Below are 24,969 nucleotides of genomic sequence, written 5' to 3'. Positions count from 1 at the left end.
TATGTATCTTCTGGATGAGCCCACTACCGGACTACACTTCGACGATATCAACAAACTGCTGAAAGTGCTGAAGAAGCTGGTTGCGATGGGGAATACTGTGGTAGTGATCGAACATAATCTGGATGTGATAAAATCTGCCGATTGGATCATCGACCTGGGTCCTGAAGGCGGGGAGGATGGAGGCAGGATACTGGCAGAAGGAAGTCCGGAAGATATCATGCAGATTAAGGACAGCGCCACAGGGCAATTTCTGAAGGTTCATTATGAGCGTGAAATGGCTGCCTTGGGCGAGCCGATAGCTGCAGAGGAAAAACCTCCGAAAAAGAAGAGTGCAATAAAGAAGGTCTAAGCGATGCACGTGAGATTCAGCTATCAGGCATTGACCGCGGGCAGATACGAAGTCGGCATTGCAGGAGACTTCACTCACTGGAAAATACTATCTCTGCAAGACTTTGGCGGACTGTACCTGATTGATTTTGACCTGAAACCAGGGCGCTATCGCTATAAATACATCATAGACGGGGTCTGGAAGACGGATCCTGCGAACAAGCTGCTGGAAGCAGATCCTTTCGGTGGTTTCAATTCTATCGTTGTGGTGGAAGAGGAAAAATCAGCACAAAACTGGGAAGAGGCTTTGGAAGCGGCTTCCGGGCAGGATGCTCGTTCGTTTATCAATTGTTATCGTCCGGCTCCGGATGCATTGGAACTGCGTTTCAGTTGGTATGCTGGCCTGGCAGATGAGATTTCGCTGATATTTTCGGATCAGGAACTGAACTTGTATCCACTTGGCCGAAGCAGCGGTTTGATGATCTGGCACCGGCAGATTCCAATTGAGCGCCCACGACGTTTCCATGTCCACATCAAGCATGGGAAGAATGCTGTCTATTTAGGTTTGGAAGGCTTTGTTCAACACAAAGAAGAGGTGTCTCCGCTAATGGTGGATCCCTCATCCTGGCCTGTGTTCGAAATCCCGGAGTGGCTGAAATCTTCCATCGCTTATCAGATCTTTCCGGATCGCTTTTGCAACGGTGATCCAAAGAATGATCCGGACTTCAGCGAGAGCTATTATCAGAGTAACAAGATCAAACCCAAAGCGGGGGAGTTGCTTGGTCCCCATTGTGAATATTTTCATCTGGTGAAAGACTGGCGGGATATCAGCGGGTTGAAACAAAGCCCCTGGCAGGAAGAAGGTATTCCGGATTGGCATTCATTCTATGGCGGAGACATTGCAGGAGTAATCCAACATCTTGATTATCTGGAAGATACCGGTATAAACCTAATCTACTTTAATCCTTTATGGGAGGCAAAGTCCAATCATAAATATGATGCAGCCCATTTTAAGAAGCTGGATCCACATTTTGGAAGCGTATCGGAACTTCAGAAGTTGGTGGTACTTGCGCATGATAAAGGTATCAGAATCATTCTGGATGTAGCATTCAATCATAGCGGTGAAGCTTTCTGGGCGTTCAGAGATACGGTTGAAAAGGGTCCGGATTCCCCCTATTGGCATTGGTACGATTGGTACAAGTGGCCTTTACCGGAGCCATTGCCCCCGGATTTTAAACCACGGGATTACTATCAATGCTGGTGGGGTATCAAGGATATGCCGGATCTGAACTATGACTTCTTGCGGCAACATCCCTTTGAAAACTACATCCGTGATATCAATAATGCAGAGGTCAATTGGGATCTGGTGAATCACATCCTGGATGCAGCATCGTGGTGGATATCCGAGATTGGGATGGATGGCTTTCGATTGGATGTACCGGATGAGGTACCCTGGTGGTTTTGGCAACTGTTTCGGGAGCGCATGAAAGCTTTGAAACCTGATGCCTGGCTGGTAGGTGAGATATGGAGCAATGCCCAGGCCTGGATTAGCGAAAAGTACTTTGATTCCGTGATGAATTATGCCTATTTTAAGAATCCGGTTTTGGAATTCTTTGTGCAAAAGCTGTGTAGCGCCAAGGAGTTTAAACTAAAGATAGAAGAGGGATTGGCGGCTTATCCGGCACATGCAAACCGTGTGATGATGAACCTGGTGGGCTCGCATGACACGCTGCGCATACGGCGTTTGGCTGAAGATGACATCCACAGAATCAAACAAGCGATATTCTTTCAGATGACCTTTGTGGGCATTCCTCACATCTATTACGGTGATGAAATCTATATGGATGGAGGCAAGGATCCAGACAATCGCCGTCCCTTTAACTGGGACTGGGAAGCCGATCCCAAGGCGGTGGAACTACGTAGTTTTTATCAGGAAATGATCCGCTTCAGAAGAGCACACAGATTGCTGTATGAGGGTGAATTCGAGTTTATAAGAAGCTGTCCTAGCATGATATCATATCGTCGCTATAATGCGAGGGAATGCCTGTATTGTGCCATCAATCTGGCAAATCAGGATAAAATGATGCCTGGAACGGGAGAGATATTGTTCGGTACCAATGCTCCGCGTAGATCTGCAGAAGGGATCATCTTGCCTCCGGGAGCTATGTGTATTCTAGGGTCATTTCAAGCATGAAGTGGCAATCTCTGTATTCCCACAGCAACCGGAGGGAGCTTTTTAAACCATTCTCCTCTTCCCCTTTGTTCGATCCAGTGTTGAAGCTGATATCAAGGTGTTATCATCCTGTGCTCACTCGATGATAACCCGATAATATCAGGTTCAAGTATCGATAATCCAGAGGAGGAATAAAGATTTTGAACCGTTTGGTAGATTATCTGCAAAACTGGAGTTTTGCAGCCCAGTTGCTAAACGACATTCGTATCTAGACGAGTCACGAGCTGAAATCCTACCACAGGAGAAGTCTTTGCACAGATAAGCCGGCTCTTTCAAAAACGGCTTTATGCTAACATGCAGTGATCAGGAATCAGTGTGGAGCACCTTGCTCACTCTGGGAGCACGGAGTCTGTGGCTGACGGGATAACCGGATCCTAAAAGCGGGCGCAGATAATAGCGGAAGTCGTCGGTAACATTGTTGCCCTCTGTATTAATAAAGTTATCCGGCATGTGGCGTGTCTTTCTAGCTACATCAGAGAGTTTTTCCAATTGATAGTTCACTGAATAGTAACCGGTTCGCTGGATTGATATGGAGCCATCCAGATTGTACCATAGAGCGTAGTGTGCAGCTCTTTCGCCTACCTCGCGGGCCTCGCGTTGATCCACATCCGAGACACAACCCAAAAACGAGCGTTGCAGATAGCCGAATGTATCGCTGCGAACGCGTTTGATCTTCAAGTTATCTCGTACAAGATCACAGAGCAGATCGCCCAACATTCCCGTTCCGGAAAGCTGTACATTACCATGAGCGTCGTGCTCCACATTCTTAGTAAGCTTTGCGATCATGGGGTTGCTGTCTGCATCGACAATACCCTCTGATACCGCTACTATACAACGGCCATTTTTCTCGTAAGCATCTTTCACGTCCTTCAGGAATTTCTCTTTACTGAAGGGGCGTTCCGGCACGTAGATCAGATGCGGACCGTCATCTGGATACTTTTGCCCCAAAGCAGAAGCAGCCGTTAGGAAGCCTGCATGCCGTCCCATCACTACTCCGATATACACACCGGGTAAGGCACGATTGTCCAGATTCACTCCGGAGAAAGCTGAGGCGACAAATCTGGCGGCAGAGCCATATCCAGGAGTGTGATCACTGAGGACAAGGTCGTTATCGATGGTTTTGGGAATGTGAATAGCCCGGAATTCATATTCGGCAAGCTGTGCCTGCTCATTCACGATGCGCACTGTATCAGAAGAGTCATTTCCGCCGATATAGAAGAAATATCGGACGTCGTGTGCTTTGAGTACCTTAAAAATCTCTTTGCAATAAGCTTCGTCCGGTTTATCGCGCGTGGAAAGCAACGCGCTGGAAGGAGTGTTTGCCACCTGTTCCAGATTGTGAGTAGTCTCCTGAGTAAGATCTATAAACTCTTCGTTAACAATGCCATGCACCCCATATAAAGCGCCATATACTCTGGTGACCTGGGGAAACTTGCGGGATTCCAAGGCTGCTCCCACCATGGATTGATTGATCACCGCAGTGGGACCACCTCCCTGGGCTATGACCACTTTTCCTTCGAGCTTCATCGATATCCTCCTTTGGGAATCTGCAACTTATTTCGATAATTCAAGCTTTAGAGACCCTCAGTATTTTGTCCAGCAGAAAATGCTTGCCTAAATCCGCTGTGATAAAAGAATGGAACGTGGAGGTAGTATGAGCTACATTGTACTTGCGCGCAAATACCGCCCGCAAAGCTTCTCTGAAGTATATGCACAGGATCATGTTACCAAGATCCTACAAAGCGCAATAGCGTCCGGACGTATTGCCCACGCTTATCTGTTTACTGGTCCACGCGGTGTGGGGAAGACCTCCCTGGCACGAATAATGGCCAAAAGTCTGAATTGCACTGAAGGCCCCACCACTCAACCCTGCAATATATGTACAAATTGCACAGAGATCACTGCTGGAGTGTCTCCGGATGTAATAGAGATAGATGGTGCCAGCAATACCGGTGTGGACGACATCCGGGAGCTGCAAAAAGAGCTGCTGTATGCTGCCAGCGGTTCGAAGTACAAGATCTACATCATCGATGAAGTACACATGCTCTCCAAAAACGCTTTCAATGCCCTGCTCAAGACTCTGGAAGAACCTCCGGAAAACGTTATCTTTATCTTTGCCACTACCGAACCACATAAGGTGTTGCCTACTATTATCTCTCGCTGCCAGCGCTACGATTTTAAGCGTATTCCCATCGAAGCCATTGTTGCTCGCTTGAAAGAACTGGCTGAAAAGGAAGAGATTAAAGTAGATGAAGAATCCCTATACCTAATAGCCCGTAAAGCAGACGGTGGGATGCGGGATGCTCTTTCTCTGATGGATCAGACCATTAGCTACTGTGCCAGCGACATTCAGATTGCTCAAGTGCGGCAGATCTTCGGTATCATCCCAAATCAACTCTACTACGATTTTATGTGCCGCATCAAAGAGCACGACGCCCAAAAACTGATCGTAAGCCTTCACCAGATCTTTGAAGAAGGTACAGACTTGCAGGAGTTCATCGCCAATATGATGGAATTCCTGCGCCTGGTTCTCTTATGCAAGTTAGGTATCCGGATTAACGACGTTAGCGCCGAAGAATTACCTCTATTTACAGAGGTCGCAAATATGTTCAGTCAAAACGACCTGATGTACATCATGAGTCAATTGGTGCAGACCCGTAACGATATCCGGCAAAGCAACAATCCCTATCTCCTGATCGAAGCCACTATGATCAAGCTTTCTCGGTTGGATGAGATTGATGATATCAGCAGCCTGATCAACTACCTCAGACAGAGTGGCCCAGATTCCCACACCATTACTGCTCCTGCAGAGTTATATCCGACCAGGGAACAACCGGCCAGAAAGGAGATACCGGCGAAACAGTCTGCTGAAAGCACTGAACCAAGAGAACGCGTGGAGCAGAGCAAGGAGTTACCACGTCCCGAAGCCTCTATCGAAGGGCTAAAGGCAAATTGGACAGATTTGACTTCGAGGATTCGTAAAAGCAGCCAGTTGGCAGGCTTGGCCTTCAAGTCTTCTGAAATACTCAACATGACCGATACTGTGATTACACTGAAATTGGATACTGCTACCAATTTCAACGCGCTCAAAGCTCATCTGGAAAGGATAGAGAATATCATCAGCGATGTATTTGGTAAAGCCCTGAGAGTAAATCTGAAGCTGGAAGAAAAAGACTCCCCGAGCAAAGTGGAGATCAAGCGGAAAAGCATTGAAGATATCGCAGCTGAGAATCCAGAACTGAAGAGCTTTATTGAACAAACAGAAGCGAGGTTGGTCTGATCTTTACTATTTTATTTGCCATTGTGAGCGTTGTTTATCTGACAGTATTGCTGAGGGTACTACGCTCAATGAGGCGCAGTTTACCACCTAAAGCAGCATTGAATCATGCACCTGAACCTATCAGTGTGGTTATCGCAGCCAAGAATGAGGCACAGTATCTGCCCCGCTTATTGACATCTCTGGCACAGCTGTTACCCATTGATGCACCTTATGAGATCATCATCGTAAACGACCATTCCACAGATGACAGTATGGATATTTTAAAAAACTGGGATGGGCAGTTTAATATTCGGGTTCGGGACTATACAGAAGACACCGATGGGATAATCGGCAAGAAAGCTGCTCTGCAAATAGGAATCGACACTGCAAAATACGATATTCTGGCTTTCACAGACGCAGATTGCATCCTGCCCGAAACCTGGTTACAAGAGATCTCCCGACAGATGAGCCCGCAAACAGATTACATATTGGGATACAGCACCATTATTCCTGAAGTGGGAGAGAGCAATCTGAGCCTGGTCAATTTTGAACGCAGTATATACTATATTTTGGCAGGTGCGGGGATATATGAACGAAAACCTATCACAGCCATGGCCTGTAATCAAGTATATCGAAAAACTCTGTTTCATAAAGCTGGAGGATTCAATGGAATCGGCCACCTTATGAGTGGTGACGATGACCTGCTCTTGATGAAGATGATGCCTTATGTACGAGAAGCATACTACAATCCTTCCCCAGCCATGCAGGTTGTGAGCGTGGAAGGTAAGAGCATCACCAAACTACACAACAAGAATATCCGCCGGGCTTCAAAGTTTCGCTACCATCCCAGATACTTGAAGCGCTTATCCGCTTTTATGTTTTGCTATTTTATTCTGTTTTACGCTGCTATCATTATGCTTGTTATTGGCAGAGGGAACCTCGCTCTTCTAGGGATTGTAGCCTTGAAATCAATTGTGGAACTGTGCATATCACAAAGCCATCTTGTTTTGGTTCGTAAAACCCATCTGGGGATACTCTATTTCACGCAAATCTTTGTATTTCCTCTGCAGTTTATCTATTATGGCATTCGCGGTAGCATAGGCAGTTATAAATGGAAGTAGTATAACTAAATGGGAGCCTGATCGATAGTGTATCATGAATGAGCCATCTTCATTAATGACCGATTTGATGAGCTCTATTACCAGGTTCTGAGATTCACAAGAAAGCATTTGAACTTTAATCGTTGATTTTCATTGACAAAAGCTCCATATCAGTTTTATGTGATAATAAAGACCAAATAATGGAGTCCAAAATGCTAAGGCAGATACTACTATCAAAGCTTCACCGGGCTACGGTGAAAGAGTGTGATATAAACTACAATGGCAGCATAAAAATCGACGAAGAGCTGCTTGAAGCCAGTGGTATGCACGAGTATGAACGTGTAGAAGTGTTCAATATAACCAATGGTAACCGTTTCAGCACCTACATCATCAAAGGTGAAAGAGGAAGTGGGATGATCGGTATCAACGGCGCTGCAGCACGTCTGGCTCAAGTAGGTGACAGGATAATCGTGATTAATTACGGGATATTGAATGATGCTGAATTGCTGTCTCACAAACCGCGTATCCTGATCCTGAACGAGAACAACAAAGTAGACTCTATTATCTAGCCATGCAATTAATTACTTCTCTTGCTCTGATGTCGGCCCTTCGGCATGCACCAGAAGCACGAGTGGGCTTCGTACCCACTATGGGCTACCTTCATGAAGGTCATCTGAGCTTGGTGGACGCATCCATCCAGAACTGCGATATCACAATCGTTTCTATCTTTGTGAATCCCACCCAATTTGGCCCCAATGAAGACCTGGCCAGTTATCCCCGGGATATTGACCGGGATCTGGCACTATTGAAGCAACATGGTGTGGATTACGTGTTTCTGCCTGATGCTGAAATGATGTATCCTCAGCCTTACCACACCTGGGTGGAAGTCAGTGAGCTGTCGGGCATCCTGTGTGGGGCAAGCCGTCCCGGTCATTTCCGAGGAGTATGCACTATTGTGCTGAAGCTGGTGAATCTGGTCAAACCGCATTATATGTATATGGGGGAGAAGGATTTTCAACAGCTTACCATCCTAAACGTGATGCTAAAAGACCTGAATATGAACACGTGTATCGTGGGTTGTCCCATAGTGCGAGAAGCTGATGGCTTGGCAAAAAGCAGCCGTAATGTGTACCTTAGCAATGATGAACGCCAAATCGCATTATGTCTGTCCCAGGCTTTACTGAAATCAAAGAGCGCTGCTGTTGCTGGTTGCCGAAAAGCCTCAGAACTCATCGATATTGCTAGGGCAGATATCGTAGCGGCAGGCGCGAAAGTTGACTATGTGGAGATTGTCCATGCAGGAGATCTGAGTAAAGTGGACATCATCGATGAATACAGTCGCATGCTGATCGCTGCCTATGTGGGGAAAACACGGCTTATCGACAATATGATGTTGCTCTGAGTCTTGTTTATTCAGTGTCCGGTTTCATTATCTTCCATCAATATATACCATACTAACGAAAGCTTGACAGATCAAGGCCATGCAAAAAACTGGCATTTCATATATAAATAAGTAAACTATAGTCAATTGCGAAAGTGGCGGAATTGGCAGACGCGCTGGACTTAGGATCCAGTAGGTTCACTCCTGTAGGGGTTCGAGTCCCCTCTTTCGCACCATTAGCTGGAATTTATCTAAGGAGAATATAGTGCAGGTAGAATTTAATGTCATCAATGCGGTAAGTAAAGAGATCAACATCACAATCCCGGCCGACGACGCCACCAAAGCTTGGGAAAAGTACCTTCGCAAGGCAGCCAACCAGGTGGATGTACCTGGCTTTAGGAAGGGTAAGGCTCCTCTTACTCTGATCGAAAGAACTCATGGTACTCTATTGAAGGATCACTTCTTGAAAGATAGCGTGAACGACTACTTTGAAGTAGCCGCTAAAGAACATGATATCGATTATCTACTGTTTCCGGACGTGAAAGATGTACAATGGGATAAGGGCTGCGATATGCAGATCAAGATAGAAATCGAGCATGAACCAACCCTCGAATTCAAACAGTTGGACAACCTTGATGTACCCTACAATCCCATCACGCTGGACAGTGAAGTAGATAAATACTTGGAAGAATTGAAACAAAACAACGGAACTGTAGTAGATGCAGATGAAGCCATCGAAAATGATCATGTAAATGTAGAGCTCAGCTTCAGTCTGGAAGGCTCTGAACTTACCAGAAATGCGTCCTTCTTTGCCGGAGAGTACCCCGAACACAGAGCTCTGCCGGAATTGATCGGTAAAAAGATTGGGGACAGCTTTGAAAAAGAACTCAGCGGCATGGATATCAAGCTGGTATCTCGGGACAGTTCTTTAAATCTGCCCAACGCAAGTAATTACACCGTGAAGATCATGATCAACTCCATCGAAAGGATGCAGTATCCGGAGCTCAACGACGACTTTGCCAAAGACATGGAATTTGACGATATGGCAGCTATGCGCGCTAAAATATCCGAAGATATGAGATTGGCAAACGAGCATAAAAACATCGATGTGGCAAACTACGCCATTGTAAATAAACTCTATGTGGACAACAACTTTGAGCTTCCGGTTAAAACCATTGGTTATTTGGCTCAGCAAGAAGCCCAGCGTAATCCAAACAAGCAGTATCATCAGTTTCTGGAATATCAATACAGGATGCAGATCTCTCAAGAGATGGTGACTATGTACATCCTGAACCAGCTACGCAAGCAGATGGAAATTGAGATTAGCGACGAGATGTTCGACGAATATGTGAAGCATGAAGCGATTCTTGCGGATAACACCGTGGAAGCATACAAAGAAAAGCACAAAGACGAGATTTCCGGTGATGAATACCGTAATGGCGTGAAGAACTTCTATATCCTGCGTAAGTTGGCTGAAACTGCCCATTTCTTCATTCCTGAGCCTGAACAGATACCGGAAGAAATCACAGAAGCCGAAGCTGTCGCCGTTGATAGTGACAATGCCGAAGCTAAAACGGAGTAAAAATGAACTATATCCCAATGGTGATCGAACAAGTAGGCCGCGGAGAACGCGCTTATGACATCTACAGCCGGCTGCTAAAAGACCGAATCGTGTTTGTGGGCGGTGGTATAGATGATACAATGGCAAATACGGTCGTAGCGCAATTACTGCATCTGGAAGGCGAGGATGCGTCCAAGGACATCTATATGTACATCAACAGTCCCGGTGGCAGCATCAGTAGCGGATTGGCAATCTATGATACCATGCAATACATTAAGCCTGCTGTTTCCACTATCTGCATCGGCATGGCTGCTTCTATGGCAGCGGTATTGTTGGCAGCGGGAGCAAAAGGTAAACGTACGGCTTTGCCCAATAGCCGGATTATGATTCATCAACCTTGGGGCGGAACTCAGGGAAGAGCAGCAGATATCGAGATTCAAGCGAAGGAAATCCTATACCTGCGTGGTAGAATGAATGAGATACTGCACAATCATACAGGCAAATCCATCGATCAGATTGCCATGGATACTGATCGGGACTATTTCCTGAGCGCAACTGAAGCCATGGAATACGGTCTCATCGACGAGATTCTGGTACGCAGAGACGAAAAATAGGAGAAATAGTTTGGACAAGAATAAAAACTTGAGCTGTTCCTTTTGCGGGCGCAGTGAAGATGATGTGAAAAACCTTATTCGTGGCATTGCCGGTAATATCTGCGATGAATGCATCGAGATGTGCCATACCATCGTAAATGCCAATACTCAGGATAAGGAAATGGAAGACTTCCAAATGCCGTTACCCAGCCAGATTAAAGGCTATCTGGATCAATACGTGATCGGCCAGGATAACGCCAAAGAAATCATCGCCGTAGCGGTCTATAATCACTACAAGCGAATTTTCCGCCAGACCGATAAGGATGAGATCGAATTGGAGAAGAGCAATATCCTCATGATCGGTCCCACCGGCAGCGGAAAGACACTCATCGCTCAGACGCTTGCCCGCTTTTTGAAGGTTCCTTTTGCCATTAGCGACGCAACCACTCTTACTGAAGCTGGATATGTGGGTGAAGACGTGGAGAACATATTGGTGCGCTTGCTGCAAAATGCAGATTATGACGTTGAACGTGCCGAAAGAGGTATCGTTTACATTGATGAGATCGACAAAATCTCCCGTAAAAGCGAGACTCCGTCGATTACCAGAGATGTATCCGGTGAAGGCGTACAACAAGCGCTTTTGAAGATTCTGGAAGGTACCAAGGTGAATGTACCGCCCAAAGGCGGACGTAAACACCCGCAACAGGAATTTATCGAGATCGATACTAAAAACATCCTTTTCATTGCTGGTGGTGCTTTCTTCGGCTTGGAAAAGATCATCAAAGAACGTACTGATAAAAAAGCTATCGGCTTCGATGTGGACTTGGGTATCAAGCAGGATGAGACAAACATCTTTGACCTCACAGGTCCTCAGGATCTGCTTCGTTATGGGCTTATCCCGGAGCTTATCGGGCGCATGCCGGTGATCTGCACTCTACATGAACTTAGTGAAGAGGCTCTGATTGATATCCTCACCGAGCCCAAAAATGCCATCTGCAAGCAATATGTAAAGCTGTTTGAGATGGATGGGGTGCAATTGGGATTTGATACCGAAGCCCTGAAAGAAATCGCTCGCATTGCGTTATCCCAAAAAACCGGAGCCAGAGGACTGCGCTCAATCATGGAACGCTTTATGCTGAGAATTATGTACAGCATCCCGGATCGTGCCGATATCCAGACCTGCCGCATCACTAAAGAAGTTGTATTGGATAAAGGCGATCCAGTATACACCTTTATAAAACCGGTTCGCTCCAAAACAAAGGCGGTAGCCGAATAAGAGTAGCGTGAGATGCAGAGAGTCTCCAGAATAATTGTGGCGCTGATGATGCTAGTCATTAGCGCCTGTTTACATGAACCAGAATTGGAGATACAAAAACAGCGACATATTCTTTATAACTGCCCAACATATAATTCTGGATCAGTCCAAAGCTTATAGTTTTCTCGGCCAAACCAGCTGATGTCGTAGCTCCTCAGTCTTCAAATCCAGAACTGGAACGGGTATCGTCTACCACCAGCATCCAAAGCTTACTTGAATTGTTGAAATATCTCCACTTGTCTCAATTACATTTCTTCTGTTATTGATTAATCTTCTTGACATCAAAAGCGGGAGTATGAGTTATTCTACTTTACAGAATAAGGTTCGTACCTATGAACTGGGAGGTTCACATGAGAAAGTATCACAGAATTATATGTTACTTTGTAGTGATTCTATGTTGCTTTCTTGGTCCTCAGACTGGCCTGGCACGAGCGAATGTTGCTAGAGGAAAGCAGTAGTCACTTACTATCATAGATTTTATCAGCAAGGAAGTTAAAGGCATGAATGCGGATGGGATTGGTGATAAAATGGAGCAAATCTTTAGCTCCGGGCTTTACTCTGATGAGCGCAACTCCGGTTATTGTACACTTTCTGCCAATCGCGGGCTGGAAATGGATCTACCTTCAGCTCACTACCAATATAAGCTTAGAAAGATAAGAGTATATTACGAGAAGAGCCATCCCAAAATGAGCCTGAGTGCGGAATTGAGGATTCAATACAGTTCAGGATCCACATACAATCTACCGCTGAAGATACAATGCCCCGTTACCGGTATCGCAGATTTCTTCCCCGGTTATAATGACAAGGAGTTCTCAGCTTCGGGATATTATTTTGAGCTAAAACCAAAGCAGTCATTGGGCTTGTTCAATTTTGGAGCAAAGGACTATCTTTGCCTGCAGCAGGTTGAACTATTTTGGGAGAATTAAGCTTCCAGCATGTAGCAACTGCTCTGAGATCAGTTTACTAAATAGCTCATCAAATCTTGCAAGGAATTTGCTGGACATAAGCTGCACTACCCAAAAAATGACTCATAGAACTAAGAATACTGAATATGGAGTTTATGATGAAGCAAGAGATTGTGATCCCACGTAGAGAGAAGCTATTGGATTCGCTGAAGGAGTTTGATTCCGTAATCCTCTTTGCCGAGCGTGAAGCAAAACTGGAGAAGTATAAACAAGATAACAATTTCCTTTACCTTACCGGACTTGAAATCCCCAATGCCATCTATTTTGGGCTGAAGACAGGAAATGGCAACAGGGAATGTCTTTTTATCCAACGCAACGATCCCGATCGCATTGTCTGGGAAGGTAAAAAGATGGAGAAAGATGAAGCTGCGGAGATTAGTGGCATCCGGAATGTAATGTATTTAGACGAGTTTGAGTGTTTTTTGTCGGATTATTGTCCGGTTATCTATCGCATCTATTCGAACATTGGCCAGCAAGTGCTAAATGCTCCTCTTTCTTATGCAATGTTCCGTCTGCAACCGGTTCGGGAACGTTATCCCCAGATCGCCATTCAGTGCATCACGGAAGTCATGATGCCGCTGCGCAAAGTTAAAAGTGATTGGGAGGTAGTGCAGCTCCAACGGGCTATAGACATTACCGGCAAAGGTATTATAGACATCCTGGAGTCCGCTCAGGCCGGTATGATGGAGTATGAACTTGAAGCAATTCTGTTTTACCGTATTCAACGCAGCGGCTTGAAAAGCTGGGGATTTGCTCCTATTATCGCGTCGGGAATAAATGCCACCACCTTGCATTACGAAAAGAATGAATGTCAGATAGGTCCCAATGATCTGGTCTTGATGGATGTAGGCGCTTCATACATGAACTATTCGGCAGATATCAGTCGTACATTTCCCATTAGCGGAACATTCACCGAACGCCAGAAACAAGTTTACAGCGCTGTCTTACGCGTGCAAAAGGAAATCATCATGATGATTGCCCCAGGGGTGAAGCTCAGTAATTTGCAGATGAAGACCCGCGATTTGATTGCCCATGAACTGATTGAGCTTGGCCTCATCGAAGAAGCCAAAGATGTTACAAAGTATTATATGCACGGCGTAAGTCACTTCCTGGGTATGGATACTCACGATGTCGGTGGCAGAGAGGCAGTTTTAGAGCCAGGCAATGTGATTACTGTAGAACCGGGAATATACATACCGGAAGAAGTTATCGGGGTACGTATTGAAGACGATGTGCTGGTTACTCAGGCAGGCTATTGTGTACTTAGCCAAAATATCCCCAAGGAGATCGATGAACTGGAAGAGATCATGAAGGCCAAACAATGAAGGCGATTTATCCCGGGACTTTTGATCCCATTACTTTGGGTCATCTGAACATATTGGAAAAGGCTTCCCGTATGTTCGACGAAGTTATTCTAGCTGTTGCGGACTACACTGCCAAGCAGAATTACTTTAGTCTGGAAGAGCGTGTGGAGCTTTGTACACAATCCAGCGCGCATCTTTCGAACGTAAAGGTACTCAATTTCTCTGGATTGGTTGTGGATTTTACGCATTCACAGAATAGTAGAATAATGATCCGAGGTCTTCGTGCCGTTTCAGACTTTGAATATGAGCTTTCGCTGGCCCTTACGAACACGAAGTTGAAACCGGAGATTGAGACCATCTTCCTGGTACCAAGCTTACGATACATGTATCTTTCATCTTCCATGATCCGTCAATTGGCAGAATTGGGTGCTGATCTTCATGACTTCGTGCCCCCAGCTGTGAATCTGGCACTAAAATCCAAATTTAACTAGAGGCATAGTGTATGGCGAAAAGAAAGGACAACAGCGAACCAAGCAGCATTTCCGAGCGTAAGCTCCCTTCAGACATCAATGCCGAAGCCGCAGTGTTATCTGCCATGGTGATAGATGCTGATGTAGTTAGCAAAGGCATCGAGAAACTGCAGGAGGGATTCTTTGCCAGAACTGCACACAAGCTGATCTTCAGAACCATCTGTGAGCTTTTCAACGATGGCATCGAAGTGGACGTGCTTACACTAATCAACAGGTTGGAGCGAAACAATCATCTGGAGAAGATTGGCGGTATCCCATATATAAATGAGATTGCAGACATTGTAGTCTCCAGTGCGAACTTCGAGTATCACCTGAACATTGTAACCGAACAAGCCCTATTGAGACACCTTATCGTGGCATGCAATGGCATCATTGAATCTTGCTATAGCTCTGTTTCCCCTGTAAAAACAATAGTTGATGAAGCTGAGCAAGCTATCTTTTCCATTGCAGAATTGCCCCATCATCAAGGCTTTATAAAGATCGACCAAATCTCAAATGAAGTCCTGCACAATATCGACCAGATTGCTTCCACCAAATCCCCGGTTACCGGTATCGGAAGCGGTTTTGGGGATCTGGACCGGCTTACCGGAGGTTTCCGTCCCGGACAGTTCATTATCATCGCTGCCCGACCCGCTATGGGGAAGACTTCTCTGGCTTTGAACATAGCTTCGCATGCAGCAGTAAACCTGAAAAAGAAAGTAGCGATTTTTACCATGGAAATGGCTGCGGATGAAGTAATTATGAGGATGTTCTCATCTGCCTCCGAGGTCAATATGGATAGCATGCTCAAGGGCTACGGGATGAACGAAGAGAAATTGACCCGAATCATGCAGGCGGCGGAAGTACTGGGCACAAAACATATTTACATTGATGAATCAGGAACCAATACTCCGCTGGATATCCGAGCCAAGACCCGACGTCTTGCCGCAGAAGTGGGAGGTTTGGACCTGATAGTGATCGACTATTTGCAACTGATGGGGCTAACCAAAGACAGGGATAACCGTCAACAGGAGATTTCCGAGATATCTCGCGCAATGAAGGTACTGGCCAAAGACATGAAGATCCCCGTGATTGCTCTGTCGCAATTGAACCGAATGCTGGAAAACCGCGAAGACAAGCGTCCCCGGCTGGCGGACTTAAGAGAATCTGGAGCTATAGAGCAAGATGCCGACTTGGTGATGTTTATCTATCGCGATGAATACTACTACCCAGAGAAGACGGAAAAGCCCGGTATTGCGGAGATCATCATTGGCAAAAACCGTCATGGCTCTACCGGCTCTACTGATCTGGGTTTTGATAAGGAATATACCCTGTTCAGATCTTTGGATCTGAGCGAAGACCGCTGATATGTGGGCAGATCTGTTTGCAGGGATTGGTGAGTATAGCATCTTCATTGGTCGCAGTCTGCGCGGATTAAAGGCTTTACCTAGGCGTCGCCTGGAATTCCTGATCCAGTTCAAGCGGATTGGTTACGATTCATTGTTTCTGATAATGCTTACTGCCGCTTTCACCGGTTTGGTTACTGCTCTGCAGGCAGTATATCAATCCAAAGGTTATATCCCCCTGAATCTGTTAAGTGTACTGATCGGAAAATCGACCATGGTAGAGCTTGCACCAGTGCTCACAGCTCTGGTTCTTACCGGCAAGATCGGTGCGGCTATGGCAGCGGAGATCGGCTCCATGAAGGTTAGTGAACAGATCGATGCTCTGCACAGCATGAATGTAAATCCACACGAGTTCTTGTATATGCCACGTATTCTTGCTGGAGTGGTGACTTTTCCCTTGATCACCATATTTGCCAATGCCATCAGCATCCTCTGTGCCTGGTACTTTTCTTTTCTCAGATATGGTCTTCATTATCATACGTTTTTTACTGGAATGAGAGCTTACTTCGAGCCCTTTGATCTATGGAGCGGCTTGTTGAAATCCATCGTATTCGGTTTCATCATCACTTCTTTGGCTTGTTTCTTTGGCGATCGTAGTTATGGAGGCGCTGAGGGTGTAGGTAGATCCACCACGCAGACAGTTGTTTACAGCTCTGTAGCGATCCTTATTATGGACTTTATTGTAGCATGGATTCTATTCGGATCGATGTAGGTACCTTTATTCTGGCATTGTTGCTGCTTTTCCAATTTGCTTGTACGAAGGAAGAGCCCCAAGCATCCGCAGATAGTAAATCTGCGCAGTCTGGTCTCCTCAGGCTGGCTGTTACCAAAGAGTTTCGCAGTTCCGGGCTGGAAGCTACAATTATCCCCGAATTTGAGAAAGAACTCAAATGCAAGGTAGAGCTAAGACTCTACGAAAATCATGCATCGCTTGCTCAGGGTTTTATTGACGCCGCAGACAGTCTGGACGTGGTTCTGGGTATTCCTTCGGCATTCTCTGCATTTCTGGATCCGGAAGTACATTTTAGCCCCTATTTACCCAAAGCAGTGGACGAGATGAACCGGGATTGCGTGGAGGATCAAGATTATCGCCTTATTCCCTACGGCTTTTCTTACCTGGGTTTGCTCTACAATAGTGAGTTGCTTGCAGAAGCGCCAAAATCCTTCGGTGAGTTGCAGGACGATAAATACCTGAATCAGATGGCTATGGTAGATCCCTCTCACAGCGGTCCGGGCAGGGCTATGCTGCACTGGTGTATGGCTCTTTTCGGTAAAGAAGGTTATCCTCAGATGCTGCGGGCATTACGCAAGAATGTATTTCGCAATTATTCCAGTCAGGCAGAAGCGTTGGCTGCCGTCAATAGCGGCGAATGTACCATGATGCCCGGATTGATCACTTTGGCAGCCAGGCAGAATGAGCAAATGCAAGAAACCAGCAAATTGGATTTTAAAGTCTTTAGTGAGGGAAGCTATTTGTACTCGGAGTGTATCGCAATCTTGCAAGAATCCCAAAATCCAGCCTTAGCAGGTGCTTTTGTGGATTTTATCCTCAGAGAATCTGCTCAGAAGATGATTGTGTATAAACTGGGGCTTTTCCCTGCAAATCGGAAAACACTGCTCCCCACGGCTTTTAGTCGTGTGCCGCTCTCACCCTGGCTGGTAAATTCCAGCTTGACCAATGTTCAGATCGCAGAACACACGGAAGAATGGCTGGATGACTGGGCGTTGATTTTCGGCGGTTACTAGCCCTGTTGTCCCCCTGTTGTTCAACGTACCATGAAGCAGATATCATCCCGTTATCAAGCAGTGTTCACTCGATCATGACAGCTTTATATCAGATTCAGCACCGGATAATGTATAGGGAGGGAGTATGGGGCGACAGAGTGGTAAAAGTAGTTCAAACCAGGTTTACATCATCGGTTCTGGCAAAGACCTTGACGGATTTTCAGCAGATGAAAAGCCTTGCTGGAAAGAAGGAGTAATCTTATGAAAGTAGATACCATAATAATAAATGCCGGGCAAATAGCTACCATGCAAAGCGCTCACAAGGGCAAATATGGCGCAGAGATGAATGATGCCGGAATCCTGAAAAACGCAGGTATCGCAATCCACGACGGAGTGATCGTCGAGATTGGTTCCAGCGCTGAAATAGAAGCTAAATACAACTGGGATGAGGCAATAGACGCCAAGGGTTGCTTCATTAGCCCCGGTTTTGTGGATAGTCATAGCCACCCAGTGTTCGTACACACTCGAGAAGATGAATTTGCTATGCGTCTTGCTGGAAAAAGCTACGTGGAAATAGCCTTGGCCGGAGGTGGGATTCGCAGCAGTATAGCTTCGGTAAGAGCAGCATCGGTTGATGAATTGGTGGAGCTTTCCTTACCTCGAATTAAACGTATGATTGAACTGGGTACTACGACCCTGGAGGCCAAGAGCGGTTATGGGCTGGATACCGAGAGCGAACTGAAACAATTGGAAGCGATCAAGCGTTTGAACGAGACTCTTCCCATCGATATTGTTGCGACCTTTATGGGTGCTCATGAGTATCCGGCGGAATACAAGAACGATCATGAAACCTACCTAAGGTTACTCACCGACGAGATGATCCCTGCGGTTGCAGAACAGGGAATTGCGGAGTTTTGCGATATCTTCACCGAGGCACACGTCTATAGCATCGATGAATCCCGGAGAGTAATGAGCAAAGCCAAGGCTGCTGGCATGAAATTAAAAATGCATGCGGATGAGATCGAGGCCATTGGCGGTGCAGAGCTTGCAGCGGAAATGGGCTGTATCTCCGCAGATCATCTGGGGGCTTGTTCGGATATTGGGATCAAGCTGATGAAGGAAGCCGGTGTAGTACCGGTGCTTTTACCAGCGACTCTGTTTTCGCTGAGATCAAAGACTTACGCCCGTGCCCGTGATATGATCAATAGTGGTCTACCCGTAGCTATCGCAACGGATTACAATCCGGGAAGCTGCAATTGTGATAGTATGGCTCTTACCATGAGCCTGGCATCGCTACAGATGGGAATGAGCCCCACTGAGTCCATGTGTGCGGCTACAATCAATGCCGCTTGTGCTTTGGACAGACAGGGCAGTATTGGCTCTTTGGAAGCGGGAAAACTTGCGGACATCATCATGTGGGATATTCCCGGACTGAACTTCATTCCTTACCATCTGGGCTCTTCTCACATCCTCAGAGTATTGAAAAGGGGAAAAACAGTTTTTAGCACGCAGAGATATGGCACTAAATAGTTACAACATTTCGGACACACTGCATCACTCCAGACGCTTTCTGCTATATAAAGCAAGCAGAATCAGCGATGGCAAACAGGTATTGATAAAAACTCAAGATCCTGCTCAGATTACCGATAGAAACCTTGCGGAAAGCCTGAAATCAGAAGCAACACAAGCACTGAACCTGGAGCATCCAAACATCCGTAGAACTATCGGATGCTTCGAAGAAGGGCTGGGAGTTTATCTCGTTGCCGAGTTTGCAGAGGGTAAGGCTCTGGGTGAAATCCTGTCAAACAGACAACCGGAAGTAAGCGAAGTTCTTGCCTGGGCAAAAGGTATTTTAGCTGCTTTGATATATGCGGAAGAGCGGGGATTGGTACACGAAAACCTGAATCCATACAATATTGTGATAGATTCATCCGGTAATCCAAAGCTGATCGGGTTCGGTAAGAATCGACCGGCATGGAAGCACTCGGAGGGTAATTTCAAGTATCCTCTGCCGATCCTTTATGTAGCTCCGGAGATCTTTAATACTACCCGGTCTCATAGCAATTCTGATCTCTATTCCTGGGCAGTGATTGTGTATCAGGCAATGTGCGGACAACTGCCCTGGAAACTGGATAGTTTTAGCTCGCCCGAAGAACAAAAGCATCAAAGCTTCAGCAGGGCAATACAGTTGCCGGGAATGGGGAGGATGCCGGATTGGCTGTATGGCATTCTATTGAGTTGCCTAAAGCTGGATCCCTATGAACGCACAGAGAATCCCAAAGCTTTGCTTGAGTTGTTGCAAAATGAAATGCCGGATTATGATTGGGCATTTCCAGAAACGTCAGGCGAGACTCAAGATGAAGCTCCAGAAGATCAAAGCACGGCTGCAGAGAATACCACCATCGAGCATCCAGCGGAAGATGATTCCCCTGATGAACCCGAAATAGAAATTATACAGATATCTCCCTTTATCGCACCTGAACCTGATGGCACCCTGATCTCACAAATATTGGCCAAAGCTGAAGCTGAGATGAATGTATCTCCAAATCCCGGGGAAGAGCTTATCCCTGAAGCGGTTGTAGTATCTCCCCTCCGTCCCCCGGAACCAGATCCGGCCTTGATAGCTGCCATCCTTGCTAAAACAGAACTGATACCGCCTGTCCCAGAAATTTTAGAAGATCAAATCGAAGAACAACCGTTACAACCCTCTCTGGAGCCAAGTGAAGAAGAAAAGCCCATATTTGAGGCTCTAAAAGAATCTCTGGATGCACCGGCAGAAAGCATGCCTGCACCGAATCATATCCTTGATGAGCAGAGCTTTGGGGATGAGACAGCAGTAGAGAACATCGAAATAGAAAACATCGCACCGGAGATGGTTGTTTCAGAACCACTGCTTCCCAAGGAGCAGGACCATCTGAGTTCTGTGAAACCAGAACCCGAAGTGGTTCCCAAACAGGATGATGTACCTTCTGTCCAGAATAAGCACACAGTAAAGTATGAACCTATCGAGATTCAGGAAGAAGAGCATCTTGACATCGGTTCTATGAAGAAAACCTTTCGGATATTGATGATTATGAGCCTCTTGATTGGTTTGTATGTTCTGGTGCAATATGTTCTCTTGAGGGAAAGACCCAGTTTTATAAGCCCGGAACCGGATATTGAGATAGAAGAAATTTTGAAGCAAGAGTTAGCAGAAAATCATCCAATCGAGATGCTGCTTGTCCCTGCTGACACATTGATCATGGGGAGTATCGGCCCTGATGCCGAAGCAGACGAATTTCCTCTGCTTACAGTTCCGCTGAAGTCATTTATGATCAGTGCTACTGAGATCTCTCAGAAGCAGTGGAAAATGGTGTTCGAAAACAACCCTTCGCTGTTTAAGGGCGATGATCTGCCGGTGGAGAATGTGTCTTTCTACGATGCTATTGAGTTCTGTAATGCCAAGAGCCTGAAGGATGGGCTATCTCCGGCTTATGACTACCTGGGAGCTGAAATTGTCTGCGATTTTGAAGCAAACGGATATCGCTTGCCCACAGAAGCGGAATGGGAGTTTGCCGCAAAGGGGGGAGACGGTATGGACTTCTCGCTGTACAGCGGCTCAAACATTGCTCCGGAAGTGGCATGGTATGCTCAAAATTCTGGGGCTGAAAGCCATAAGGTGGGCTCAAAAAAAGCTAATGCACTGGGTTTATACGACATGAGCGGCAATGTCTTTGAATGGGTCTGGAACTGGTATGCACCTTATAGCCATAGGATATCAAATCATTATCTAGGCCCTGAGACTGGAACGGACAAAGTAATCCGGGGAGGCTCATGGTATCATAACGATACTCTATTACGTAATACTGCCAGGCTATACGCAAAGCCCTTTTCCAAGACATCCTATATTGGTTTTAGAGTGGTTCGCAGCAAGTAAGGTTCAAGTGGATAAAACTCTCACAATAAAAGGATCTCCGGCAGGGGGTTACCGAAGATCCTTTGGTTTTGGATTCGCAGTACAACTCTTGGGGGGAGAGTTGTTCCTGCAGAGATTAGGAACTAATCCAGAGCTTTTAAAAAGCTGGGAACATCTGTGCGCAGAGCTTTAATCCTATTTGTATCGTTAGCTCCGGCAGAAACGCTCTTTTCTTCCTCAGTATTCTTGTTTATTCCCAGAGTTCTGAAGATGTCTTTTACATCGTCTTCAATGGAAGTAGCCGATATGTCTGGTTTCATATTTTCAACTTTAGGACTTTCAAAACTAGGAAAATCTACTACTTTACCGCTCAAATTCTCCTTCTCAAGTCCAGTAGCAATAATGGTTACGGAGATCTTGCCAGTCATATTGGGATCCAAAATTGCGCCCATAATGATGTTAGCGCCTTTTCCGGTTTCATTTACAATCACATTGGATACATCGGCAAATTCGTTCATCAAGATGTCCTCTCCGCAAGTGATGTTCAAAAGCAGGGATTGGCATCCAGAAAGACTTACATCCGAAAGCAGCGGGTTGCTGATGGCAAGGCGTGCGGCATTGATGGCACGGTTCTCACCTTCGGCTAATCCTGTCCCCATCAAAGCATAACCCATATTCTGCATCACAGCTTTCACGTCTGCAAAATCCACATTGATGAAACCAGTGATGGTGATGATGTCGCTAACCGCTTTGGCAGCTTCGTAGAGCACATTATCGGCATTATTGAAAGCGGTCTTAAGCGTGGCATTGCCATATATCTCACACAGTTTATCATTTGGTATCACGATCAGGGTATCCACATATTCACTAAGGTGACGAATGCCATGATCTGCGTTTTCCTCGCGCTTTTTCCCTTCAAAGGGGAAAGGAGTGGTTACTATTCCAAGAGTTAGAATGCCCATTTCACGGGCGATCTTGGCGATAACTGGAGTAGCTCCGGTACCAGTACCTCCGCCCATTCCAGCGGCCAGGAAGATCATATCTGCGCCATCAAGGTTGGATTTAATGTCGTCCTTGGATTCTTCGGCACTACGCGAGCCTACTTCAGGGTTGGCCCCGGTTCCCAAGCCACGGGTGAGCTTCTTTCCCAGTTGCAGTTTCATCTTGGCTTTGCTTTTGGATAGATCATCGATGTCAGTATTTGCGGCAATAAATTCCACACCGCCCAGCTCGTTTTCGATCATGGCATTTATGGCGTTTCCGCCTGCTCCGCCAACTCCTATAATCTTGATGTTGGTTCCTACTTGTGCCGGTCTTTCGTCAAATTCAATCATTGGTTCCCCCTAGCTGAAGTCTTTAAATATTTTTTTAATTGTATCTACAAATTTGCTGTTACCCAGGTTTCCGAGATTAAAACTGCGGGCCTGAGGTTCATGTTCAAACTCAGATGCGAAATAGAGTATGCCTACTGCTGTGGCAAAGCCGGGATCATCCAGTCTTGAGGTCATACCTTCCAGGCGGGACAAATCCGGTTTTGCGATCTTTACCTGCAGGTTGAAAGCGTTGTTTATCGCTTTATCGATGCCCTGTAGATTGGCGCTACCACCGGATAATATTACTCCGGCAGTCACCAATTCTGGTGTATAATAGTCTTTACTGCGATTGTAACACAAAGCTAGTATCTCCTCTACTCTGTGCTGGATAACATGGCTTACGAGGTATTGTGGCCTTCTAGTTCCGGCTCTACCGCTTATGCCTTCCACGTCAATCTCCAGAGATTGGTCAATTTCACTGGCGATCGCGTTACCAAATTGGGTTTTGATATATTCAGCACTTGCAATAGTGGTTTTAAGCCCGATGGCCAGATCTTCGGTGATGGATGCACCAGCCATGGGAATCACGATTACTTTTTCCAAGGCTCCACGATTGTAGATCGATATATCGCAAGTGCCTCCGCCTATATCCATCAGAATAGCACCCAACCGGCGTTCATCCTCCGATAAAACACTGTTACTCAAGGCGACATGGCTGAGCACATAATTATCCGGATCCATCTCGTAACCGGCGAGTTCGATGCATTTACTGAGGTTTCGCATTGGAGTAAGTTCGGAGAGTATCGTAAGCACCTTTGCAGTTAGATGAAATCCGCTCATGTTTACGGGATTGCGTATATCGTCCTGAGAATCTATGATGTAATCATGCGGGATGCCATGCAGGATCTTGTGACGTTCAAATCCCTTCTGGATTTTTACACTGTTCTTGGCGTCATCAATCACTTGTTCCACATGCTCCAGACTGATCTCTCCCGGTTCATTTGGGGTATCCGAAGGGATCGAGATTCTGCCGTCTCCCAACTGAGTGCGGATATGGTCTCCGGTAATGTTTGCATATATGTTTATCGCGTCGGTATCTGCGGCTTTTTCGGCTTCTTCAATACATTTGGCGATCTGGTCGGAAAGGGCCTGTATATCTTTTACAATGCCCCGCTGGATGCCAGCAGAAGGACACTGCCCTATTCCCAAAACCTCCAAACGATTGTTGGCAAGTGTCTTGGCGATGATCGTTCTCACCATAGTGGAGCCGATATCCAAGGCGGTAATAATGGTATGCTTCATTTGTCTCCTGCCTTTACAACTACTTGGTTGTCATAACGGAGGTCCACTACACTGCGGCGGGAAATATTGCCGTTGTCCTGTACGAACTGGTAGCGCCTCAGCTGGTCTGAAAAGTCTGTTTCCCCCGGAATGATGCGGGTGCCGTAGCGGGCGTCGATGATGTTTATGGTATTATCTATCATATAGTATTCGGAAATAATAGGGAGGTAATCCGGAGCCTGTTGCATTATCATAAGATGGGTCTTCAGTATCCTGTTCAAATCTGGCTTTGCCAGCTTTACTCCAGCCTTCAGCTGATTGTCTGTGTAGTATGAACTATATATTGGGATATCTTCTTGGTACACTTTACCATAACGCTCCAGCACAATGGCTTCTGTGTCGATTGGATAGAGGTCACCTTCAAAGCTTTTTACATATAGTATACCTTTGCGTTCGTTGATTTGGATCTCGATGGTGCTCAGTAAATGGCGCTTAACTTTTAAGCTCTTGATGCGGGAGATTTTACCGAGCTTGTTTTTGATCTCTTTCTTAGGTACCCTGAAGAGATTCATACCCACATAAGACTCACATTGCGATATGATCAAGGAATCCGGGACTGCAGTATTACCTTCCACAATAATCTGATCTACTTCAAAAAAGGGCAGATGGCGCAGGGCATACCAACAGCCGTAGCCCACAGCCATAACTGCAAGCATACATAGGCTAAAATATAGGTAATACCTGCTGTTTCCTCTGCGCTTTCTTTCTTTCATCTAGATACCTTATTGTTATTTAATGTAGT

At 46.1% G+C, this 24,969-nt stretch carries 21 protein-coding genes and 1 tRNA gene; 18 read left to right on the top strand and 4 right to left on the bottom strand.

Annotated features, from left to right (window positions below; genetic code table 11):
• A partial coding sequence (locus PHF32_02410) for an excinuclease ABC subunit A (GenBank protein ID MDD4559582.1) occupies positions 1-349 on the top strand: 349 nt, incomplete at its 5' end.
• Between the two features lie 3 nt (positions 350-352).
• Positions 353-2,521, top strand: coding sequence for an alpha-amylase family glycosyl hydrolase (locus PHF32_02405; GenBank protein ID MDD4559581.1), 2,169 nt, complete (start codon positions 353-355; stop codon positions 2,519-2,521).
• Between the two features lie 342 nt (positions 2,522-2,863).
• Here PHF32_02405 and PHF32_02400 read toward each other — a convergent pair whose 3' ends face one another.
• A complete protein-coding gene (locus PHF32_02400) occupies positions 2,864-4,087 on the bottom strand; it encodes a 6-phosphofructokinase (GenBank protein ID MDD4559580.1) in 1,224 nt (407 codons plus the stop codon).
• A gap of 127 nt (positions 4,088-4,214) precedes the next feature.
• Here PHF32_02400 and dnaX point away from each other — a divergent pair, with 127 nt between their 5' ends.
• The 16 genes from dnaX to PHF32_02320 all read left to right on the top strand — a co-directional run bounded on the left by dnaX (position 4,215) and on the right by PHF32_02320 (position 21,594).
• Positions 4,215-5,840, top strand: a complete 1,626-nt coding sequence (gene dnaX / locus PHF32_02395) for a DNA polymerase III subunit gamma/tau (protein MDD4559579.1) — start codon at positions 4,215-4,217, stop codon at positions 5,838-5,840.
• A gap of 68 nt (positions 5,841-5,908) precedes the next feature.
• Positions 5,909-6,940: a glycosyltransferase gene (locus PHF32_02390; protein MDD4559578.1), complete on the top strand. Its 1,032-nt coding sequence runs from the start codon at positions 5,909-5,911 to the stop codon at positions 6,938-6,940.
• Between the two features lie 191 nt (positions 6,941-7,131).
• The gene (locus tag PHF32_02385) at positions 7,132-7,488 is read left to right on the top strand and encodes an aspartate 1-decarboxylase (protein ID MDD4559577.1); all 357 of its coding nucleotides are present in this window, start codon (positions 7,132-7,134) and stop codon (positions 7,486-7,488) included.
• Positions 7,489-7,490: 2 nt separating this feature from the next.
• Positions 7,491-8,321: a pantoate--beta-alanine ligase gene (gene panC / locus PHF32_02380; protein ID MDD4559576.1), complete on the top strand. Its 831-nt coding sequence runs from the start codon at positions 7,491-7,493 to the stop codon at positions 8,319-8,321.
• A gap of 128 nt (positions 8,322-8,449) precedes the next feature.
• Positions 8,450-8,536 (top strand) — tRNA-Leu (locus tag PHF32_02375).
• 29 nt (positions 8,537-8,565) lie between these two features.
• The gene (locus tag PHF32_02370) at positions 8,566-9,882 is read left to right on the top strand and encodes a trigger factor (protein MDD4559575.1); all 1,317 of its coding nucleotides are present in this window, start codon (positions 8,566-8,568) and stop codon (positions 9,880-9,882) included.
• A gap of 2 nt (positions 9,883-9,884) precedes the next feature.
• Complete coding sequence (gene clpP / locus PHF32_02365; GenBank protein ID MDD4559574.1) at positions 9,885-10,475, top strand: ATP-dependent Clp endopeptidase proteolytic subunit ClpP; 591 nt, start codon at positions 9,885-9,887, stop codon at positions 10,473-10,475.
• 10 nt (positions 10,476-10,485) lie between these two features.
• Entirely contained in the window at positions 10,486-11,730 is a 1,245-nt protein-coding gene (gene clpX / locus PHF32_02360; GenBank protein ID MDD4559573.1) for an ATP-dependent Clp protease ATP-binding subunit ClpX, read from the top strand.
• A 539-nt stretch (positions 11,731-12,269) separates the two neighbouring features.
• Positions 12,270-12,695, top strand: coding sequence for a hypothetical protein (locus PHF32_02355; GenBank protein MDD4559572.1), 426 nt, complete (start codon positions 12,270-12,272; stop codon positions 12,693-12,695).
• Between the two features lie 137 nt (positions 12,696-12,832).
• Positions 12,833-14,059: a Xaa-Pro aminopeptidase gene (locus PHF32_02350; GenBank protein ID MDD4559571.1), complete on the top strand. Its 1,227-nt coding sequence runs from the start codon at positions 12,833-12,835 to the stop codon at positions 14,057-14,059.
• Positions 14,056-14,529 carry a pantetheine-phosphate adenylyltransferase gene (gene coaD, locus PHF32_02345; GenBank protein ID MDD4559570.1) on the top strand — a complete coding sequence of 158 codons (474 nt, stop codon included), beginning with the start codon at positions 14,056-14,058 and terminating at the stop codon, positions 14,527-14,529. Before PHF32_02350 ends, coaD begins: the two co-directional genes overlap by 4 nt.
• Positions 14,530-14,540: 11 nt before the next feature.
• On the top strand, positions 14,541-15,914 hold the full coding sequence (gene dnaB / locus PHF32_02340; protein MDD4559569.1) for a replicative DNA helicase: 1,374 nt from the start codon (positions 14,541-14,543) through the stop codon (positions 15,912-15,914).
• A gap of 1 nt (position 15,915) precedes the next feature.
• Positions 15,916-16,665, top strand: a complete 750-nt coding sequence (locus PHF32_02335) for an ABC transporter permease (GenBank protein MDD4559568.1) — start codon at positions 15,916-15,918, stop codon at positions 16,663-16,665.
• The gene (locus tag PHF32_02330; GenBank protein ID MDD4559567.1) at positions 16,641-17,699 is read left to right on the top strand and encodes a thiamine ABC transporter substrate-binding protein; all 1,059 of its coding nucleotides are present in this window, start codon (positions 16,641-16,643) and stop codon (positions 17,697-17,699) included. Before PHF32_02335 ends, PHF32_02330 begins: the two co-directional genes overlap by 25 nt.
• Positions 17,700-17,939: 240 nt before the next feature.
• Positions 17,940-19,208, top strand: a complete 1,269-nt coding sequence (hutI, locus tag PHF32_02325) for an imidazolonepropionase (GenBank protein ID MDD4559566.1) — start codon at positions 17,940-17,942, stop codon at positions 19,206-19,208.
• Complete coding sequence (locus PHF32_02320; protein MDD4559565.1) at positions 19,195-21,594, top strand: SUMF1/EgtB/PvdO family nonheme iron enzyme; 2,400 nt, start codon at positions 19,195-19,197, stop codon at positions 21,592-21,594. Before hutI ends, PHF32_02320 begins: the two co-directional genes overlap by 14 nt.
• A 122-nt stretch (positions 21,595-21,716) precedes the next feature.
• On the opposite strand, the gene ftsZ is transcribed toward PHF32_02320, so the two are convergent.
• Genes ftsZ through PHF32_02305 form a run of 3 tightly spaced genes read right to left on the bottom strand, consistent with a single transcriptional unit; the run spans position 21,717 to position 24,940 of the window.
• The gene (gene ftsZ, locus PHF32_02315) at positions 21,717-22,907 is read right to left on the bottom strand and encodes a cell division protein FtsZ (GenBank protein ID MDD4559564.1); all 1,191 of its coding nucleotides are present in this window, start codon (positions 22,905-22,907) and stop codon (positions 21,717-21,719) included.
• Positions 22,908-22,916: 9 nt separating this feature from the next.
• The gene (gene ftsA / locus PHF32_02310; GenBank protein ID MDD4559563.1) at positions 22,917-24,188 is read right to left on the bottom strand and encodes a cell division protein FtsA; all 1,272 of its coding nucleotides are present in this window, start codon (positions 24,186-24,188) and stop codon (positions 22,917-22,919) included.
• On the bottom strand, positions 24,185-24,940 hold the full coding sequence (locus tag PHF32_02305; GenBank protein MDD4559562.1) for an FtsQ-type POTRA domain-containing protein: 756 nt from the start codon (positions 24,938-24,940) through the stop codon (positions 24,185-24,187). The genes ftsA and PHF32_02305 overlap by 4 nt, the downstream gene beginning before the upstream one ends.
• Positions 24,941-24,969 lie beyond the last annotated feature (29 nt).

Source organism: Candidatus Cloacimonadota bacterium, assembly GCA_028706475.1.
In the GTDB taxonomy this organism is placed as follows: domain Bacteria; phylum Cloacimonadota; class Cloacimonadia; order Cloacimonadales; family Cloacimonadaceae; genus UBA5456.
The sequence above is the reverse complement of the archived record's forward strand: the minus strand, read 5'-3'. Positions and strand labels throughout refer to the sequence as shown.